This is a genomic window from Glycomyces arizonensis DSM 44726, from assembly GCF_000482705.1.
GTDB lineage: Bacteria > Actinomycetota > Actinomycetes > Mycobacteriales > Micromonosporaceae > Glycomyces > Glycomyces arizonensis.
In genome coordinates this window covers 11,376-28,945 of the sequence record NZ_AXWO01000021.1, presented here as the reverse complement: position 1 = coordinate 28,945, position 17,570 = coordinate 11,376, and the positions used below count along the sequence as shown (strand labels likewise).

The following is a 17,570-nucleotide window of genomic DNA, read 5'->3' as shown; positions in this document are numbered from 1 at the left end:
CAAGGCGGTGTGCAGGGTTGCGGTCTCGGCGCGTTCCGAGCCGAAGCCCGCCCCGGAGCCGGGGCGGGCTTCCTCAGCAGACGATGAGCGAGGTCATGGCGGCCCTTTCGCTCGTCATCGCCGACCGGGCGGCCCGGACGTCTCGCGGACGATGAGCTCGGGAGACCGCCAGGTAGGCCTGGGGTGGGAGCCGCCTTCGAGCTTCTGACGCAGCAGCTCGAACGCCCCCCTGCCGACGCCCCGGAAGTCGAGGTCCACAGTGGTCAGCGGCGGCACGTGGTAGGCGGCCAGCGGGCTGTCGTCGAAACCGATGACGCTCAGGTCGCCCGGCACGCTCCGGTCGGCCCGGTGGGCGGCGTACAGGACGCCGAAGGCGAGGTCGTCGTTGCCGCACAGGATCGCGGTGACCTCCGGGTCGGCGACCAGTTCGAGCGCGGCCTCGTAGGCCGAGCCCACCGTCCATCCGGAGTGGACGACCTCGGGCGCCTCGATGCCCGCGTCGGCGAGCGCCTCGGCCCAGCCCGCCTGGCGGTTCGCCTTGGACGGGATCGCCAGGTAGTGCACCGTGGCGTGGCCCATGGACAGCAGGTACCTGGTGGCGCGCGCGGCGACGGTGCGGTCGTCGAGCGAGACGAGCCAGTCGTCCGCGTGCTGCTCGATGTCCAGGTGCTCGCCGCCGGTGGCGACGGTGGCGCCCGCCTGCTTGCGCTGCAGCACCTGCATGGCCCCGGTGGTGGTCTCGTCGTGGGCGATGACGATGGCCGGGGCGCCGTCGTGCGGGAGCCTGCCGAGGACGTCGGCCTCGGTGTAGTCCTGGTCGGGGTCGAGGACCGAGACCAGGATGGTGAACCCGGCGGCCCGGGCGGCGTCCTCGATGCCGCGGAGCGTCTCGGCCGTGCCGTAGAGCGAGGTGTCGGTGGTGAGGACGGTGACCGACCGCACGGCGCCGCCCGCGAGGGCGCGCGCCGAGCGGTTGGGCCGGTAGCCCAGCTCGGCGATCGCGGCCTTGACCTTGGCGCGGGTGGCGTCGGCGACCATCGGCGCGTCGTTGATGACCCGCGAGACGGTCTGGTGCGACACCCCCGCCAGCTTCGCCACGTCGAAGATGCTGACGGGCTTCGGTTCGGCTGCGCTCATGTCGGTCGGTCACCTCTCGATTCGGGATCCGGCTACTGCTCGGCGTTGGCGATCTCGACGACCGCCTCGGCCGCCTCCTGGGCGTCCTTCTGACCCAGCCACACCTGATTGAACTCGTCGAGCGCGGCGGTGCCGAATGCGGCGTCGCTCATCGAGAGCGGATAGCCGATGGTGGTGCCCTCGGCGGCGGCCTGGAAACCGGAGACGTCGACGCCCTGCTCGCTCCAGTAGTCCGCGAAGACGCTGTTGAGCGAGGCGATGCCCGGCCACACCGAGCCCGTCTCGGCGGCGATCCGCTGGGCCTTTTCGGAGCCGAGGAACTTCACGAACTCCCAGGCCTCGTCGGGGTGCTCGGTACCGGCGTAGATCGCGTTGGACAGCCCGTTGATGACCGAGCCCGAACCGACCGGGCCGGCGGGGTTGTCGGCCACGGCCCAGGTGCCCGGGTCGAGCCCGTCGCGGTAGGTGCCGAGCATCCAGGAGCCGTCCATCGTCGTCGCGGCCTGGCCGGCGACCACGTACTCGGCGCCCAGCCCGCCGTTGGGCTGGTTGGTGGCCTCGGCGGGCATCGAGACGCCCCACCGGTTGTAGAGGTCGGCGGTGAACTGGATCGCCTCGACGCATTCGGGCTCGTCGATCGCGTACGGGCCCCACGGCTCGCTCTGGAGCGAGCAGCCGTTCTGGACGGCGAAGTTCCACCAGTCGGTCTGGCCGGTGCCCGAGGCCTGGGCGATGCCGTACTGCGCCACGTTCTCGGCGTCGAAGTCCGGCGAGAGCGCGTTGTTGCCGTTCTCGTCGATGGTGAGCTTCTGGAGGAACTCGACGAAGGTGCCGCCGTCGACGGGGTTCCATTCGAGGTCGTTCACGGTCGCCGGGTCGATGCCGGCCGCTTCGAGCGCGTCGAGTCGGTAGACCAGCGCGATCGAGTCCCAGTCCTTCGGCAGGCCGTACTGCTCGTCCTCGTACTGCCACGAGTCGTACAGGTTCTCGGGGTAGATCGAGGTGTCCAGGCCGTCCTCCTCGATCCGATCGGTGATCGGCAGCAGCACGCCGTTGGAGGCGTAGGAGGGAAAGCGGGAGACGTGGTCCCAGAACACGTCCGGGGCGTCCTCGGCGGCGAACTGGGTGTCCAGGCCGGTCCAGTAGTCGTCCCACGGGTTCTGTTCGAGTTCGATGGTGATGTCGGGGTGTTCGGTGTTGAACTCCTCGATCATCGCTTCGAGCGCCGGGCGCTGGTTGTCGTCCCAGAAGGCGTACCGGAGCGTGACCGCTCCGTCATCGTCGCCTCCGCCGCAGGCGGCGAGCCCCAGCGGCACGGCGACGGCGAGGGCGGCGAGGGCCGCCGTTCGCGTCTTGTTCATCCTTCTTGCCTTTCTTCGTTGAGAGGTTGGTGTATTCGCCCTGCTCACTTCATGCCGCTCAGGGCGATCGAGCGGACGATGTGGCGCTGGAAGGTCAGGAAGACGACCACCAGCGGGAGCAGTGCCATCACGGAGGCGGCCAGGATCAGGTGGTATTCCTGGTTGAACTGGGACTGCATCTGGGCGATGCCGCGCGTGATGACCCTGGTGGACTCGGAGTGGGTGATGATCAGCGGCCACAGCAGGTTGTTCCAGGTGTTGACGAAGCTGATGATCGCGAGGGTGCCGAGGATCGGCCTGGCCATGGGGATCATGACCCGCCACAGGATCGTGAAGGTGCCGGCGCCGTCCATGCGGGCGGCCTGCTCGATCGAGGCCGGGATGGTCTTGAAGTACTGGCGCACCAGGAACACCCCGTAGGGCATGAGGAAGCCGAACACGAACGGCAGGATCAGGCCGAGGTGCGTGTCGACCAGGCCGAGTTCGCGCACGATGAGGAAGGTGGGCACCAGGGTGACGATCTGGGGGACCATCATGGTCGCGATGTAGGCCCAGAACAGCACGTCGCGCCCGGGGAACTCGAGCCTGGCGAAGGCGTAGGCCGCCAGTGTGGAGAACACCAGTTGGCCGACGGTCACGGCCACCGCCACGATCACCGAGTTGAGCACGAACGTCGCGAAGTCGTAGCGGCTCCACACCTCGGCGAAGTTCGACAGGATCGGGTTCGAGGGGAGCGCCCACGGCTCGGAGGTCAGGATCTCCTGCTTGGACTTGAAGGCGGCGTTGAGGGTCAGCAGGTACGGGCCCACCGAGACCACGGCTCCGGCCAGGAGCACCAGGTAGAGGAGGATCTTCTTCGGCACGGCGGGCTCCTAGCTGAAGTCGTAGACGGTGCGCTTGCTGAGGAACAGGGCCTGGAGCAGCGTGATGGCGGCGATGATCGCGAACAGGAGCACGGCGAGCATCGAGGCGTATCCGGCGTTGCGCTGGGTGAAGGACTCCAGGTAGATCTGGTAGTTCAAGGTCGCCGTCGACCCGGCCGGGCCGCCCGCGGTCATGACGTGGATGGTGTCGAAGACCTGGAACGAGCCGATGACGCTGGTGATGAGCACGAACAGCATCGCAGGGCGCAGCAGGGGCAGGGTGATCTTGAAGAACCGGTAGCCCTTCGAGGCGCCGTCCACGTCGGCCGCCTCGTACAGCTGGCTCGGGATGGCCTGGAGCCCGGCGAGGAAGAACAGCATGGTGTAGCCGGTGTACTGCCAGACGTTGACCGAGGCGATGACCGGCATCGCCCAGGCCGAGTCGGTCAGCCAGCTGGGGCCGTCGATCCCGAACAGGGCGAGGAACTTGTTCAGCCCACCGTTGATCGGGTCGAACAGCCACCGCCAGATGACGCCGAGCGCCACCGGCATGGCCATCCACGGCAGGACGTAGACGACGCGGAAGGCGTTGCGGGCCTTGATCTTGGCGTTCAGCGCCAGGGCGAGGAGGAGGGCCAGGACGGTCTGGGCGGGGATGTTGAGCAGCACGTAGTAGAAGGTGTTGCCGATCGCCCGGAGGGCCCGGTCGTCGCCCGCGAGGTCGCGGTAGTTCTGGAGGCCCACGAACTCGGGATCGGACAGGAAGTTCCAGTCGTAGAAGCTCAGGGCGACGACCACCGCGATCGGTGCGATGAGGAAGACCGCGAAGCCGACGATGCTCGGGACCAGCATCCCGTAGGCCTCGATGGTCGTCTTCGGGTTCCAGCGCCGCGTCGGCCTCACGCGGGGGGCGGCCGTCGGCCGCGGTGGCCGATCGATGTCGTGAAGGGTCTGCATGGCACCTGGCTCGTCGTGTAGGGGTCGGATTAATGCCACCGAATGTTAGCGCTCACGGTTCGCTCGTGTCAAGGCGGCATCGAGATTTCCGTTGCGAGCGGTTGTGCATACCCATTTCCCGGCCGTAACCTGCCGATATCTGAGCCAGAGGCACAGACCTTGACGTTCGTCTATGTCTTGACTTACAGTGTGAAACTGTTAGCGCTAACTTTCACGCTTCGACTGCCGGAGGCCTCCGGCACGCCGCGCCTCCCGCGGTCCTCCACAAGTCCCGTACGAAAGGAACACCTTGATGAGCACCACCCCCCTCACACGACGCCGATGGCGCCTCCTCGGCGCCGCGGCCGCGGCCGTGACCGTGACGGCGTCCCTGCTCGGCGCCGCCGCCTCATCGCAGGCACAGGTCTCGACCCAGAGCGTTCTGGTAGTGGACGCCTCCTCGCCGATCCGCCCGGTCAGCCAGGTCGGCAACGGCATGCTCTACGGGCTGGCCTTTGCGGACACGCCTCCGGTGGAGCTGCTGATGCCGCTGGACCTGAACACGCTGCGGCAGCCGCCGCCGAACCACGACCACTTTCCGAACGGCGTGGACCAACCGCGTATCGGCGACACCCTCCTGATCGCGGACAACGCGATGGCCGCCGGAGCCGACATCACCGTCGACATGGCCGACTCGTTCAGCGGCTTCCCCTACAACTGGGAGGGCTGGGACGACTGGCTCGGCCGCGTCGACCGGATGATCGCCGACCTCGATGCCCGCCCCGACATCACCAACGTCACCGCCTGGGAGATCTGGAACGAGCCGGACTGGACCTGGCCGGGCTCGGCGGGGAGCTTCAACGACGGCTGGGCCCGCACCTACGACCGGATCCGCGCCTCCGACGCCACCACACCGATCATGGGCCCCAGCGAGTCGCACTGGGACGAGAACCGGATGCGGAACTTCCTGTCCGCCGCCAAGGCCTCGGGCACCGTGCCGCAGGTCATCTCCTGGCATGAGCTGTCCGGATGGCAGGGCGTGGCCCAGCACATCCGCGATTACCGCGATCTGGAGCGGGAGCTGGGCATCGGGCCGCTGCCGATCTCGATCAACGAGTACGCCACGCCCGACGAGATCGACGTGCCCTCAAGCGTCAACCACTACATCGCCCAGTTCGAGCGCGAGGGCGTCCGCGACGCCGAGCGCGCCTTCTGGTTCGAGGCCGGGACGCTCAACGGCCTGCTGCACGACAACCAGCCGACCGCCTCGTACTGGATGTACCAGTGGTACGCCGAGCAGTCCGGGCAGATCGTCGACGTCACCCCGACCGCCTACAACGACGCCGTCGCCGCCTACGACGCCGGCGCGCAGGAGGTGAGCGTCGTCTTCGCCGGTGAGGCCGGGGACAACACGATCCAGGTCGACGGCATCGGCGGCCTCGGCTCGCAGGTGAGCGCCACATTGGAGTACGTGCCCGGTTCGGGCCGGACCACGCCGGTCGGCGGAGCGACCCACGTGTGGACGCGGACCTTCACCGTCAACGGCGGCAGCGTCAGCATCCCCGTCAACGACCAGGACTACCTCGGCGCCTACCGCCTCGTCCTCACCCCGGGAGGGGGAGGATCGAACGATGACAGCGGCCGGCTGCGCTCGGCCGCGTCCGGCAAGTGCCTGGACGTCCCCGAATCGTCCACCGCTCAGGGCACCCAGCTCAACATCTGGGACTGCAACGGCCAGGCCAACCAGACCTGGACCCACACCGCCTCCGGCGAGCTGAGCGTCTACACCGGCCAGTCGCGCATGTGCCTGGACGCCTACGAGGGCCAGACGACCGCGGGCACCCCGGTCATCATCTGGCCGTGCAACGGCCAGTCCAACCAGCGATGGACCTTCAACGGCGACGGCACCGTCGTCGGCCAGCAGTCGGGACTGTGCCTCGACGTCGAGGAGGCCTCCACCGCCAACGGCGCACGGGCCATCCTCTGGAACTGCCACGGCGGCACCAACCAGCAGTGGTCGCTGGAGTGAGCCGGGCCGCGTCCGAGCATTGAGGAATCCGCCGTCTGAGCCCGGAGAGGGCTCAGGCGGCGGATTCCCTCGGTTTCGGCCCGAACGGTTCAGGCGTGGCGGCGCATGAACGCCTCGGTGAGCTCGAGCAGGTGCTCGCGGGCGGCGACGGTCTCGAAACCGTGGCCGACACCGTCGAGCACGTGCTGTTCGAGCCGGTCGCCGTAGATCCGCCGGTAGCCGTCGAGGATCGCCGGGTGGAGGATGTCGTCGATCGACCCTCCGGCGAGGAGCACGGGGCCGGTGTGCCCGGCGGCGCCTTCGAACGCGTCGATCGCCTCGGCGTCGTCGACGAAGCGCTCGTAGACCGGCATGCCGTAGAGCTCGTCGTAGCCGTGCTCGGCGATCGCGGTCCGCCGATGCTGGAGGACCGCGCGGTCGACGGCGACGGCGGCCGGGGCCCACAGCGTCAGGGAGCGGACCGGGCGAGCGGCGGCGGCCAGGGACGCGGCCAGGCCGCCCAGGCTCATGCCCATGAGCGAGAGCCGGTCCGGATCGATGCCGGAGTGGCGGCCCAGCGCGTCGAGCGCGGCCAGCGCCTGGTCGGCCTGGTCGGAGACGGCCAGGTCGGCGAAGTCGCCGTCCGAATCGCCGCACCCGGCGAAGTCGAACCGGTAGGCGGCGATGCCGCGCTCGGCCAGTCGCTTCGCGAGGCGGACGAACATGTAGCCGAACTCGACGCGGGTGCCGGAGAACCCGTGGCACAGGACCACGGCCGGAGACGGCGACGATTGCGGCAGGTGCAGGACACCGCGGAGCGTGCGGCCGCGGTGCTCGAAGTCGAAGGAGTGCATGAGGCGTAAAGCTAGCACGGCCGACGGTGCGGGTCGGCCGGGCGAGCGCGAGTCCCGCCCGGCCGACCCGCGGCCCTACGCTCGTTCACACGGGCGCGGTGTTCGGTCCGCGGACCTCATGCGAGGTTCCATTGCTGGTTGGTGCCGCCGTGGCAGGTCCACAGGTGGACCAGGGACCCGTTGGCGGTGCCGTAGCCCTCCACGTCCAGGCAGAGTCCGGACTGGACGTTCGTGATCGACCCGTCGGCGTTGAGGTTCCATTTCTGGTTGGTGCCGCCATGGCAGTCCCAGATGATCGCCAGCGTCCCGTCCGCCGTCCCGGCGCCCTCGGCGTCCAGGCACTTGTTCCCGTACACCCGCAGCTCACCGGCATCGGTATACGTCCACTGCTGGTTCGACCCGCCGTTGCAGTCCCAGATCTCCACCTGCGTGCCGTTCGCGGTCGACTGGTTCGGCACGTCCAGGCACCGGCCCGAACCCACGCCGAGCAGTTCGCCGGAGGCGGGGGCCGGGCCGCCGTCGCTCGGGCCCGCGGCGGCCATGATCTGGGCGGCCCCGGCCGGTATGTTGCCGACGGAGAAGACGGTGTTGTTCCGGACGGTGTTGCCGCGTTCGCCGTCGACGATGCCGGTGATGTCCGCACTGGTGGAGTAGTTCCCGGTCAAGGTGAGGTCGCCGGTGTTGTGGCCTCCGGCGATGTTCGCGTGGGCCCACTGCCCTGCCGTGTTCATCATGACGTTGCCGGTCACGTCCAGGTAGCGGGAGCCTTCGTCGAAGTACATGCCGAGCTGGCCGGTGCCGTCGCAGAAGTTCCCCTCGACGGAGCTGTTCGGTTGCGCCGAGAGCGTGTAGATGCAGCCCGCGTCCCAGAGCGTGTTCACGGTGTCCACCAGGTGGTTGCCGACGATGTGGACGTCGGTGAGGGTCGTCGGCGTGTCGTAGATCGGCTGGAAGTCGTACAGGCCGCGGTTCAGGTACTCCTGGCTGCCGCCGGCGTCGTTGGCGCCCCACCCGTACCCGACGCCGATGCCGCTGTAAGGCATGTGGGCGATGTAGTTGTGCTCGATGGTGAGCCTGGTGACGTAGGTGGCGAGGATCGCGTCGTTGTCGAGGTACTCCAGCGCCGTCGAGTAGATGCTGTTGTCGCTGATCACGATGTCGCTGTTGGTCATGCGCGGATCGGAGGGGTGGTGGGCGTCGGGGCGGATGCCGCCGACGACGATGCCGCCGCCCGCGCTCTCGGTGAAGGTGTTGCCGACCACGGCGACGTCATGGGCGCCGAGGCCGACGCCGGTGGCGTGCGCGTTGGCATCGTTGCCGATGCCGAGCCCGATCGAGCCGAGGTTGACGAAGGTGTTGCCTTCGAAGGCGATGTCCTCGGCCGCCGAGACCTGCACCGCGGCGGGGGTCTGCGACCAGCCGTTGCGGGAGCCCTCGAATCCGTAGCAGCCGCGCGAGCACGAGTCGAACGCGTCGGCGGGGCGGGTGGGCTGGACGCCGGTGATGAAGGTGCCGGTCTGCTGGTTGGCATAGCCGTCGGACGAGTTCGGGTGCAGCCAGGTGGTGCCGGTGAAGGTCAGCCCTTCGAAGCGGAGGCCGTGGACCGGCCGGTCGTAGGTGCCGCCGACTTCGACCAGCGACTCCAGCCTCGGCAGTTCGACACTGGCGTTCGCGAGGTCCTGGCCTTGCAGCGGCTTGTAGTACAGCGTTCCGGCGTCGGTGTCCAGGTACCACTCGCCGGGCTCGTCGAGGAACTCCCTGGCATTGGCCAGGAAGAAGCGCGGGCCCACGTACGGGTTCTGGATCGTGTCGTATCCGAAGGTGTTGTTGTCCCAGGCGGGCTGCCGCATGGTGACCGCCGAGCCGGAGATGTGGTCCACCGGTGTGATCCGGGTGCTCCACGTCAGGTGCGCCAGGAGTTCGAGGCGCCGCTGGTCGGGCAGCGAGGAGAGCCAGCCGAGGTTCGGGTTCCGGACGGTGAACCCGTCGGCGTTCAGGGAGATGTCCGAAGGGGACAGGTTGAGGCGGGCGCGTTGCGCCAGGACGCCGTCGACGTAGAGCTGCCGGGTCTCGGCTCCGGTGCCGACCTCGGCCCGGTAGATTCCCGCGGCGGCGTCGTCGAGGACCCAGCCGGTGACGGCCCGGGCGCCGGTCACCACGGGTTCGGCGTCGGGGGCGGCCCGCCAGGTCACGGTGTGCCCGCCTCGGCCGGAGTCGGCCTCGTCGAACCGCAGGGGGGAATCGAGCCGGAACGTCCCGTCCAGGAGGTTGACCTCGACATCGCCGTCGCCGGAGGCGGCGGCCTGCCGGGCCCGCTCCTGTGCCTCTTCGAGGGTCTCCAGCGGCTGCTCGACGGTGCCGGGGCCGTCGTCGTCACCGCCGGGAGCGACGAAGAGCGTGTATTCGGCCGCCTGGGCGTATGCCGGGGCGGCGCCCAGGCCGACGAGTGATCCGGCGGCCGCCAGGAGGCCGACGGCCGCCAGAGCGGGCGCGCGTCCGTATTTGGGGGGTGAGTGTCGCATGACCTTTCCTCTCGTGCGTCGTTGCGGTTCGGTGCTTCAGTTGTCGTCGTCGAGCAGCCGCTGCCCGGCGCGTTCGGGGCGCACACCCGGCCCGCGGGGGCCGGGAGCGCTCGGGGGCGGATCGAGCGCGGCGATCCTCTCCTCGTCGACCCGGATGCCCAGGCCCGGGGCGTCGCCGAGGACGAAGGACCCGTCCTCGATGCGCAGGTCGACCGAGAGGCCGACCGGCGGCAGCAGATCCTGCAGTTCGCTGGCGATGTGGTTGGGGACGGCGGTCGCCGCGTGCAGGAGCCCGACCGGGGTGTTGCCCACGGGGCTGACCGGAAGGTCGTGGGCGTGGGCGAGGGCGGCGACCCGCAGGAAATGGGTCACGCCCCAGACCGCCGAGGCCTGGACGACGTCGAGCCCGCCGGCCTTCAGCAGCGGGCGGTACTGCTCGATGCCGGTCAGGTTCTCGCCGCTGGCCACCGAGGCTCGCACGCCCCGCTGAACGGCGGCCAGTCCCTCGGCGTCCCAGCGCCGCACGGGTTCCTCCACCCACGTGAGGTCGAGGGTGCGCTCGAGTGCTTCGACGTGGCGGACCGCCTGCTTGCGCGTCCAGGTCTCGTTCGCGTCGAGCATCAGGCTCGGGCGCTTCCCGCGCCCCGCCTCGGTGAGCAGCTCTCGCACCAGGGTCAGCCGGGTGCGGTCTCGCTCGACGTCGAGGCCGCCCTTGAGTTTCGCCGCGCGCACGCCGCGCTCGGCGTAGCGGCGGTAGGCGTCGGCCAGTTCTTCGTCGTCCAGGCCGATGTCGAGCGCCGAGGCGTAGGCGGGGACCGTCCGGTCGCGTCCGCCCAGCAGGCGCCACAGCGGCTCGTCCGCCACCTGCGCCTTGATGTCCCACAGAGCGGTGTCGAGCGCGCCGGCGGCCCCGAACACGGTTCCGGCGTGACCGGCCTTGAAGGTGTGCCGCAGCATGCGGTCGTACAGCGCGACGGTGGAGCGCGGGTCCTCGCCGTCGATGGCGGCGAACACCGTCTCCAGCCCCGCATGGGATCCGATGCCGATGCCCGTGGCGCCCTCGTCGGTGTCGACCAGGACGATCGGCACGGCGACGCGTCCGTCGGCGATGACGCCGTTGGCGTCGCCGACGGGCCGTCCCCATTCCTGGACTGTGGTCAGGGTGCGGTACCCGGTGATCTTCATGTCACCCCTTCGTGGAGCCGGCGGTGACGCCGGCGGTGATCTGGCGTTGGAAGAAGAGGTAGAGCAGCAGTATCGGGAGCGCGGCGATGAGCACCCCGGCGGCGAAGGCCGGGATGTCGTCGGAGTACTGGCCGCGCAGCGAGGTGATGCCGACCATGAGGGTGCGGTGCTCGGCCGAGGGCATCATCAGCAGCGCGATGAGCACGTCGTTCCAGCAGAACAGCGCGTTGAGGATGCCCACCGACAGCAGCGCCGGCCTGCCCAGGGGCAGCATCATCCGCAGGTAGACGCCGTACACCGAGTTGCCGTCGATCCTGGCGGCATCGATGATCTCGGCCGGGATGCCCGTGTAGTAGCTGGTCATGAGGAAGACGGTGAAGGGCAGGAACTGCGCGACGTAGGCGAGGATCAGTCCGGGGTAGGTGTCCATGAGGCCGATCTGCCCCATGACGCGGGCGAGCGGCACCATGATCACCTGGAAGGGGATGAACAGGGCCGCGAGGCAGCCGAGGAACAGCGCCCGCGAGCCGCGGAACCGCAAGCGGCTCAGCGCGAATCCGGCCATCGATCCGATCAGGAGCAGCAGCGCGACCGCTCCGGCCACGGCGATGACCGAGTTGAGGAAGTAGCGTTCCATGTCGGCGCCGCTCCACGCGGCCCCGAAGTTCTCCCACCGCGGCGATTCGGCCACCGAGAAGCGGTCGAGGACGTACTCGTGCCGGGTCTTGGAGGCGACATTGGCGGTGAACACCAGCGGGTAGATCGTGGCCAGGGCCAACGCGGCCATGGGGACCGCGATCAGCCATCTGCCGATCCGGTTGCGGGACATCAGTCCTCCCTCCCCGCGCGGCGCAGTACGGCGATCTGGAGCAGGCCCACCACGAGCATGATGCCGAAGAGGACGGTGGAGGCGGCCGAGGCGAGCGCGGGCCGGTTCATCTGGCCCTGCTGGACCCAGATGTAGTACTCCGGCAAGTAGGTCGAGCCCTCCGGACCGCCGCTGGTCATGACGTAGAGCAGGCCGAACATCGACGTCAGCAGGCCGATCATCGTGGTCACGAAGACGAACTGGATCGTGCGGGACAGGCCGGGGACGATCACGTGCCGGACGACCTGCGGCAGCGAGGCGCCGTCGATCCGCGCGGCGTCGACGAGCGCGGCGTCCAGCGTGGCGAACCCCGCGAGGAACACCACCAGCGCCATGCCGAAGGTCGCCCACACGTGGACGCCCACGACCGTGACCATGGCGGTGTCCGGATCGCCGAGCCAGTCGACCGGGCCGAGGCCGACGAGTCCGAGCACGGTGTTGGCCGTGCCGTCGTAGGCCAGCAGCAGATTGAAGATCGCGCCGACGATCACCGGCGAGAGCACGGCCGGGAAGAAGTACACGCTCCGATATATCCGGTGGCCGGGCACGCGCAGGTAGATGAACGTCGCCAGCAGGCCCGGGATCGCCACCGCGATCGGCAGGAGCAGGACCAGGAGTCCGACGTTCTGGAGCGCCTGGCGGAACAGCGGGTCGTCGAACAGGGCCGCGTAGTTGTCGAGCCCGACCGCTTGCCCGTTCCGGTCGCCGTCGCCGGTGAAGGAGAAGTTGACGCCGAGCGCCAGCGGGTACAGCCGCAGCCCGGCGATGATGAGCACCGCGGGTGCCATCAGGACGTACGGGGCGAGGCGGTCGGCGCGGGGGCGGCGTGAGGCCCGTCCGCGCCGCGATCTCGGCGCGGCGCGGCGCGCCGGTGCGCCCTCCCGGCCCTCGATCCGCCCGAGAGCGGAGGCGCGGACCGAGGAGGGCGGGCTTCCGATCGGCATGCCCTCAGCCCGCCTGGTCGCTCTCGGCCAGTTGGCCGAGTGCGTCGTCTACAGTGACCGATCCGCTCAGGAGCTGCTGGGAGAGCCGTCCCATGAGTTCCAGTGTCTCGGAGGACAGGGCCACGTGCAGGGCCGGACGGCCGCTCGGAAGCCAGGAGACGAGGTCGGCCACGGCCGGTCCGGCGGTCGAGGTGTCGATCGTGGTGTCGGCGGCGATGGCTCCGGCATCGTCGTAGAAGGCGGTGAGCGCGTCGGTGGAGGTCAGCGACCGGACCAGGTCCGCCGCCAGCGCGGGGTCCTCGGTCCACTCGGCGACCCCGTACCCGATGCCGCCGTCGTAGGGCAGGCTCGGTGTCGACTCGGGGTTGACGACCGGGGCCTGCATGACGCCGACATTCTCGGCGCCGAGGAACTCGGCGAAGTCCTTCCAGTGGCCGACGTCCGACATCAGGCCGATGACATGGGCCGATTCGCCGGACTCGAAGACCGCGAACATGTCGTTGAACATCGCGGTCGAGTTCGCGCCGTCGTTGAACCGGCCGGAGGTTCCGGCCTCCTGCCACGACTCGAAGATCCGCTTCACGTTCGGCGAGGTCCAGTCCCGCTCTCCGGCGATCCAGTCCTCGTACTCGGTGTCGGTCAGCACTCCCGAGCCGAGCCCCGAGAGCCAGAACTGGATGCCGTAGCCCTCCTTGTTGCCCTGCGCGAAGCACGTCGCGCCGGTCTCGTCGGCGATCGTGTCGCAGTCGGCGAGGAACTCGTCCCAGGTGGTCGCGGGGGCTTCGGGGTCGAGGCCGGCCTGCTCGTAGAGGGTCTTGTCGTAGTAGATCGGGTGGCCCTGCAAGGTCACCGGTGCCGCGTAGACGTGGCCGTCCTGGCCGAACGCCTCCCATCCGGCGAGTCGGTCCCGGTCGTCGGCGACGTAGTCGTCGAGCGGGACGAGGGCGTCGACGCGGTCCCGGATCTGGCCGCCGCCGTTGAACATCATGACGTCGGGGCCCTCGCCGGACTGGATGGCCGTCCCCAGCAGGTTGTAGTACTGGTCGAACGGCTGGGCCACGAACTCGACCTCGACGTCGGGGTGCTTCTCGGCGAAGTCGTCCTTCGCCTGCTCGATGTAGGAGGCCGCGGCCTCGTCGCCGGACTTCCAGTCCCAGACCACGAGCTTGTCGGCCGAGCCTTCGGACTCGGAGCCGGGGTCGGCGGCGCTGCCGCAGCCGGCCAGCACCAGTGTCGTGGCCACGGCGATCGCCGATAGTGCTCGCTGCTTCATTGCGGATCACTCTCCAGAGGGGGTGGCCGGTCGCCCGGCGCTACTGCTGCCGTGAACATAACTCGTATGACGTCTTATGTCAATGGAATGACGTATACTGATCGAGCAGGTCAGGGGTTCCTGCCTGCGACGGAAGGCGGGTAGGGAGAACATGGCGGCATTGCGGCAATCCGGCACAGGCGACCTCGCGCCCCCCGCGTGGGCGAGTCGGCCGACGAACCTGGCCAAGGCGGTCACCGCCGAGCTGGTGCAGCGGATCGTCCATCGGCAGTACGCGCCGGGCAGCGCGCTGCCGCCCGAGCCGGCGCTGTGCCAGGCGTTCTCGGTGAGCCGGACCGTCGTCAGGGAGGCCGTGAAGAGCTTGCAGGAGAAGGGACTGGTCCAGATCCGCCAGGGCACCGGGACCACGGTGCTGCCCTCGGCCTCGTGGAACATGCTCGACGAACTCGTCCTCGGAGCGAGCATCGACGAGGACGAGGACCTGACAGTCCTCGACGACCTCGTCGTCACCCGGCGCCTGCTGGAGTCCGACATGGCCAACGTCGCCGCCCGAGTGGCTGATCAGGAGGTGCTCGACCGCCTGTGCGAGCTGGTCGATCAGATGGACCGGCTCGTCGACGACACGGCGTCCTACCACGAACACGACCGCGAGTTCCACGACACCGTCATGCGGGCCTCGGGCAACCGCATCGCCCGAGCCGTCGTGCGATCGCTGCAGAGCCAGGCGGTCAACACCGCCCGGTACGTGGGCCGGACCGAGCGGACCCTGTGCGTGGCGTCCAACCGCGGACACCGCCGCGTCTACGAGCGCCTCGCCGCTCGCGATCCGGACGGCGCCGCCGAAGCGATGTTCACCCACATCACCGAGGCCTGGATCGTCCGCCGAAGTGGACGCGGGACCGACCGGCTCGCGCGCTGACGCCGCGGCGCGACGTCGAGCCATAGGTCTGATGTATCGACTCGTTTGCGCCTCCAGAAGTACTTTATTACAGGTATATATTCGCATACTTGACTCTATAGATCCAATCTTTATAGACTGTCGTCGATACAAAGTGCGACGGCCGCATCGGCGGCCACATCGGAGGATCGACATGGCAGCACTGCCGCGAAGGCGATTGATCCAGTACGGAGCGGCCGGTGCCATGGCGCTCCCACTCCAGTGGGCCTCCGCCCCCGGCGCCGCGTCGGCCGCGCCTCCAGCGGTGGAGGCCGCCGACGACCTGGCGCTGTGGTACGACGAACCGGCCGGGTCGGACTGGCTGCGGGCGCTGCCGGTGGGCAACGGCCGACTCGGCGCGATGGTGTTCGGCAACACCGGCACCGAACGCCTCCAACTCAACGAGGACACGCTCTGGGCGGGCGGGCCGTACGACTCCGCCAACCCCGCGGGCGCCGAAGCGCTCCAAGAGATCAGGCAGCTGGTCTTCGACGACCAGTGGAGCCGGGCGCAGGACCTGATCAACCGGACCATGCTGGGGAATCCGGCCGGACAGCTGGCGTACCAGACCGTCGGCGACCTCTCCATCGCCTTCCCCGGCGCGGACGGCGTCACCGAATACCAACGCCGGCTCGACCTCACCACCGCCACCGCGGCCGTCACCTATGTCGCCGGCGGCGTGCGGTACCGGCGCGAGGTGATCGCCAGCGCGCCCGACCAGGTGATCGCCGTTCGCCTCACCGCCGAGACGCCGGGCTCGATCTCCTTCTCGGCATCGTTCGGCACCCCGCAACGCGCCTCCGCGTCCAGCCCCGACAGCACGACGATCGCGATGGAGGGCAGGTCCGGCGATTTCGAGGGCGTCCCCGGTGCCGTGCGCTTCCTGGCGCTCGCCCGCGCCGTGGCCCAAGGTGGAAGTGTGAGCAGCTCCGGAGGGACGCTGCGGGTATCGGCCGCCGACAGCGTGACACTGCTGGTCTCCATCGGCACCGGCTACGTCGACTACCAGAACGTCGGCGGCGACTACCGGGGCGTGGCCTGGGGCCGTCTCGACGGCGCCCGGTCCACGGCGTACGACGACCTCCGGGACCGGCACGTGGCCGACTACCGGGAGCTGTTCGAGCGCACCACCATCGACCTCGGCCGTACCGCGGCCGCCGACCAGACGACCGACGTCCGCATCGCACAGCACGCCTCGACCGACGACCCGCAGCTCTCGGCGCTGCTGTTCCAGTACGGCAGATACCTGCTCATCTCCTCCTCGCGCCCGGGCTCCCAGCCCGCCAACCTCCAGGGCCTCTGGAACGAGTCGATGACGCCGCCGTGGGACTCGAAGTACACCCTCAACGCCAACCTGCCGATGAACTACTGGCCGGCCGACTCGACGAACCTCGCCGAATGCCTCGAACCGGTCTTCGACATGGTCGGCGACCTGACCGAGACCGGCGCGCGAGTGGCCGACGCCCAGTACGGCGCGGACGGCTGGGTCACCCACCACAACACCGACGGATGGCGCGGCAGCTCGGTCGTCGACGGAGCGCTGTGGGGCATGTGGCAGACCGGCGGCGCGTGGCTGGCGAGCCTGATCTGGGACCACTACCGGTTCACCGGCGACACGCGGTTCCTCCAGGAGCACTACCCGGCGATGAAGGGCGCGGCCCGCTTCTTCCTGGAGACCCTGGTGGAGGAGCCGAACCTCGGCTGGCTCGTCACCAACCCCTCGAACTCGCCCGAGCTCGCGCACCACTCCGGGGTCAGCGTGTGCGCCGGACCCACCATGGACATGCAGATCCTGCGCGACCTGTTCGACGGCTGCGACCGCGCCGCCGAGGTCCTCGGCGTGGACGCCGACTTCCGGACCGAAGTCCAGGCCGCCCGCGCCCGGCTGGCACCGATGCGGATCGGGTCGCGCGGCAACATCATGGAGTGGCTCTACGACTGGATCGAGCCCGAGACCGGCCACCGGCACGTCTCGCACCTGTACGGCCTGCACCCGAGCAACCAGATCACCAGGCGCGGCACGCCGGAGCTGTTCGAGGCCGCCCGGCGGACCCTGGAGCTGCGCGGCGACGCGGGCACCGGCTGGTCGCTGGCGTGGAAGATCAACTTCTGGGCGCGCCTGGAGGAGGGCGAGCGGGCGCACGACCTGATCGGCGATCTCCTGACGCCCGAGCGGCTCGCGCCCAACATGTTCGACCTGCACCCGCCGTTCCAGATCGACGGCAACTTCGGAGCGGCCTCGGGCATCGCCGAGATGCTGCTGCACAGCCACACCGGCGAGCTGCACCTGCTGCCCGCCCTGCCTTCGGCGTGGCCCGAGGGCAGCGTGGCGGGCCTGCGCGGGCGCGGCGGTCACACGGTCGGCGCCGTCTGGAGCGGCGGCCGGATCGACGAGTTCACCCTCCGGCCCGACCGGGACGGCACCGTCAGGGTCCGCAGCGGCATGTTCACCGGCGACTACGAACTGGTCGACGAGTCCGACGGCGGGCCGGTCGAGGCCGAGGAGCTCGAATACGACCTGATCGAGTTCGCCGTCCGGTCGGGCCGCACCTACCGCGGTACCTCCCTGGGAGCGGGATCGGTGGTGGAGCCGGGGGTGTTCTATCGGTTGGTGGCGCAGCACTCGGGGAAGGCCGCGGACATCGAGGGCGCCTCGACCGCCGCGGGAGCCAAGCTCATCCA

13 protein-coding genes are annotated in these 17,570 nt (G+C 69.4%); 3 read left to right on the top strand and 10 right to left on the bottom strand.

Annotated features, from left to right (window positions below; translation table 11 throughout):
- Positions 1–114 precede the first annotated feature (114 nt).
- From H613_RS0115070 to H613_RS0115055, 4 genes are read right to left on the bottom strand one after another with little or no spacing between them, the layout of a single operon-like run.
- A complete protein-coding gene (locus H613_RS0115070; RefSeq protein ID WP_026924464.1) occupies positions 115–1,137 on the bottom strand; it encodes a LacI family DNA-binding transcriptional regulator in 1,023 nt (340 codons plus the stop codon).
- 32 nt (positions 1,138–1,169) lie between these two features.
- Entirely contained in the window at positions 1,170–2,498 is a 1,329-nt protein-coding gene (locus H613_RS26775; RefSeq protein ID WP_035738230.1) for an ABC transporter substrate-binding protein, read from the bottom strand.
- Positions 2,499–2,542: 44 nt separating this feature from the next.
- Entirely contained in the window at positions 2,543–3,361 is an 819-nt protein-coding gene (locus H613_RS0115060) for a carbohydrate ABC transporter permease (protein ID WP_026924463.1), read from the bottom strand.
- Between the two features lie 9 nt (positions 3,362–3,370).
- A complete protein-coding gene (locus H613_RS0115055) occupies positions 3,371–4,318 on the bottom strand; it encodes a carbohydrate ABC transporter permease (protein ID WP_211234839.1) in 948 nt (315 codons plus the stop codon).
- 292 nt (positions 4,319–4,610) lie between these two features.
- On the opposite strand from H613_RS0115055, the gene H613_RS31725 reads away from it, so the two are divergent.
- Complete coding sequence (locus tag H613_RS31725) at positions 4,611–6,326, top strand: RICIN domain-containing protein (protein WP_035738229.1); 1,716 nt, start codon at positions 4,611–4,613, stop codon at positions 6,324–6,326.
- 89 nt (positions 6,327–6,415) lie between these two features.
- On the opposite strand, the gene H613_RS26770 is transcribed toward H613_RS31725, so the two are convergent.
- The 6 genes from H613_RS26770 to H613_RS0115020 all read right to left on the bottom strand — a co-directional run bounded on the left by H613_RS26770 (position 6,416) and on the right by H613_RS0115020 (position 13,951).
- Positions 6,416–7,159: an alpha/beta hydrolase family protein gene (locus H613_RS26770; RefSeq protein WP_051393380.1), complete on the bottom strand. Its 744-nt coding sequence runs from the start codon at positions 7,157–7,159 to the stop codon at positions 6,416–6,418.
- Between the two features lie 116 nt (positions 7,160–7,275).
- Entirely contained in the window at positions 7,276–9,681 is a 2,406-nt protein-coding gene (locus H613_RS32405; RefSeq protein ID WP_084546651.1) for an RICIN domain-containing protein, read from the bottom strand.
- A 36-nt stretch (positions 9,682–9,717) separates the two neighbouring features.
- A complete protein-coding gene (locus tag H613_RS0115035; RefSeq protein ID WP_026924459.1) occupies positions 9,718–10,866 on the bottom strand; it encodes a mandelate racemase/muconate lactonizing enzyme family protein in 1,149 nt (382 codons plus the stop codon).
- Between the two features lies 1 nt (position 10,867).
- The gene (locus tag H613_RS0115030; protein WP_026924458.1) at positions 10,868–11,695 is read right to left on the bottom strand and encodes a carbohydrate ABC transporter permease; all 828 of its coding nucleotides are present in this window, start codon (positions 11,693–11,695) and stop codon (positions 10,868–10,870) included.
- Positions 11,695–12,678: a carbohydrate ABC transporter permease gene (locus H613_RS0115025; protein WP_026924457.1), complete on the bottom strand. Its 984-nt coding sequence runs from the start codon at positions 12,676–12,678 to the stop codon at positions 11,695–11,697. The genes H613_RS0115030 and H613_RS0115025 overlap by 1 nt, the downstream gene beginning before the upstream one ends.
- A gap of 4 nt (positions 12,679–12,682) precedes the next feature.
- Positions 12,683–13,951 carry an ABC transporter substrate-binding protein gene (locus tag H613_RS0115020; RefSeq protein WP_026924456.1) on the bottom strand — a complete coding sequence of 423 codons (1,269 nt, stop codon included), beginning with the start codon at positions 13,949–13,951 and terminating at the stop codon, positions 12,683–12,685.
- A 151-nt stretch (positions 13,952–14,102) separates the two neighbouring features.
- Between H613_RS0115020 and H613_RS0115015 the strand changes: the two genes are divergently transcribed.
- Positions 14,103–14,870 carry a FadR/GntR family transcriptional regulator gene (locus H613_RS0115015; protein WP_084546650.1) on the top strand — a complete coding sequence of 256 codons (768 nt, stop codon included), beginning with the start codon at positions 14,103–14,105 and terminating at the stop codon, positions 14,868–14,870.
- Positions 14,871–15,042: 172 nt separating this feature from the next.
- Positions 15,043–17,570, top strand: a 2,528-nt coding sequence (locus H613_RS26765) for a glycosyl hydrolase family 95 catalytic domain-containing protein (RefSeq protein ID WP_035738244.1), incomplete at its 3' end; no start/stop codon positions are given.

What these genes read in the sequence shown, in the direction of transcription:
- H613_RS0115070 (WP_026924464.1), bottom strand. Translation starts at nt 1,137, where the DNA reads ATGAGCGCAGCCGAACCGAAGCCCGTCAGCATCTTCGACGTGGCGAAG.
- H613_RS26775 (WP_035738230.1), bottom strand. Translation starts at nt 2,498, where the DNA reads ATGAACAAGACGCGAACGGCGGCCCTCGCCGCCCTCGCCGTCGCCGTG.
- H613_RS0115055 (WP_211234839.1), bottom strand. Translation starts at nt 4,318, where the DNA reads ATGCAGACCCTTCACGACATCGATCGGCCACCGCGGCCGACGGCCGCC.
- H613_RS31725 (WP_035738229.1), top strand. Translation starts at nt 4,611, where the DNA reads ATGAGCACCACCCCCCTCACACGACGCCGATGGCGCCTCCTCGGCGCC.
- H613_RS26770 (WP_051393380.1), bottom strand. Translation starts at nt 7,159, where the DNA reads ATGCACTCCTTCGACTTCGAGCACCGCGGCCGCACGCTCCGCGGTGTC.
- H613_RS32405 (WP_084546651.1), bottom strand. Translation starts at nt 9,681, where the DNA reads ATGCGACACTCACCCCCCAAATACGGACGCGCGCCCGCTCTGGCGGCC.
- H613_RS0115035 (WP_026924459.1), bottom strand. Translation starts at nt 10,866, where the DNA reads ATGAAGATCACCGGGTACCGCACCCTGACCACAGTCCAGGAATGGGGA.
- H613_RS0115030 (WP_026924458.1), bottom strand. Translation starts at nt 11,695, where the DNA reads ATGTCCCGCAACCGGATCGGCAGATGGCTGATCGCGGTCCCCATGGCC.
- H613_RS0115025 (WP_026924457.1), bottom strand. Translation starts at nt 12,678, where the DNA reads ATGCCGATCGGAAGCCCGCCCTCCTCGGTCCGCGCCTCCGCTCTCGGG.
- H613_RS0115020 (WP_026924456.1), bottom strand. Translation starts at nt 13,951, where the DNA reads ATGAAGCAGCGAGCACTATCGGCGATCGCCGTGGCCACGACACTGGTG.
- H613_RS0115015 (WP_084546650.1), top strand. Translation starts at nt 14,103, where the DNA reads ATGGCGGCATTGCGGCAATCCGGCACAGGCGACCTCGCGCCCCCCGCG.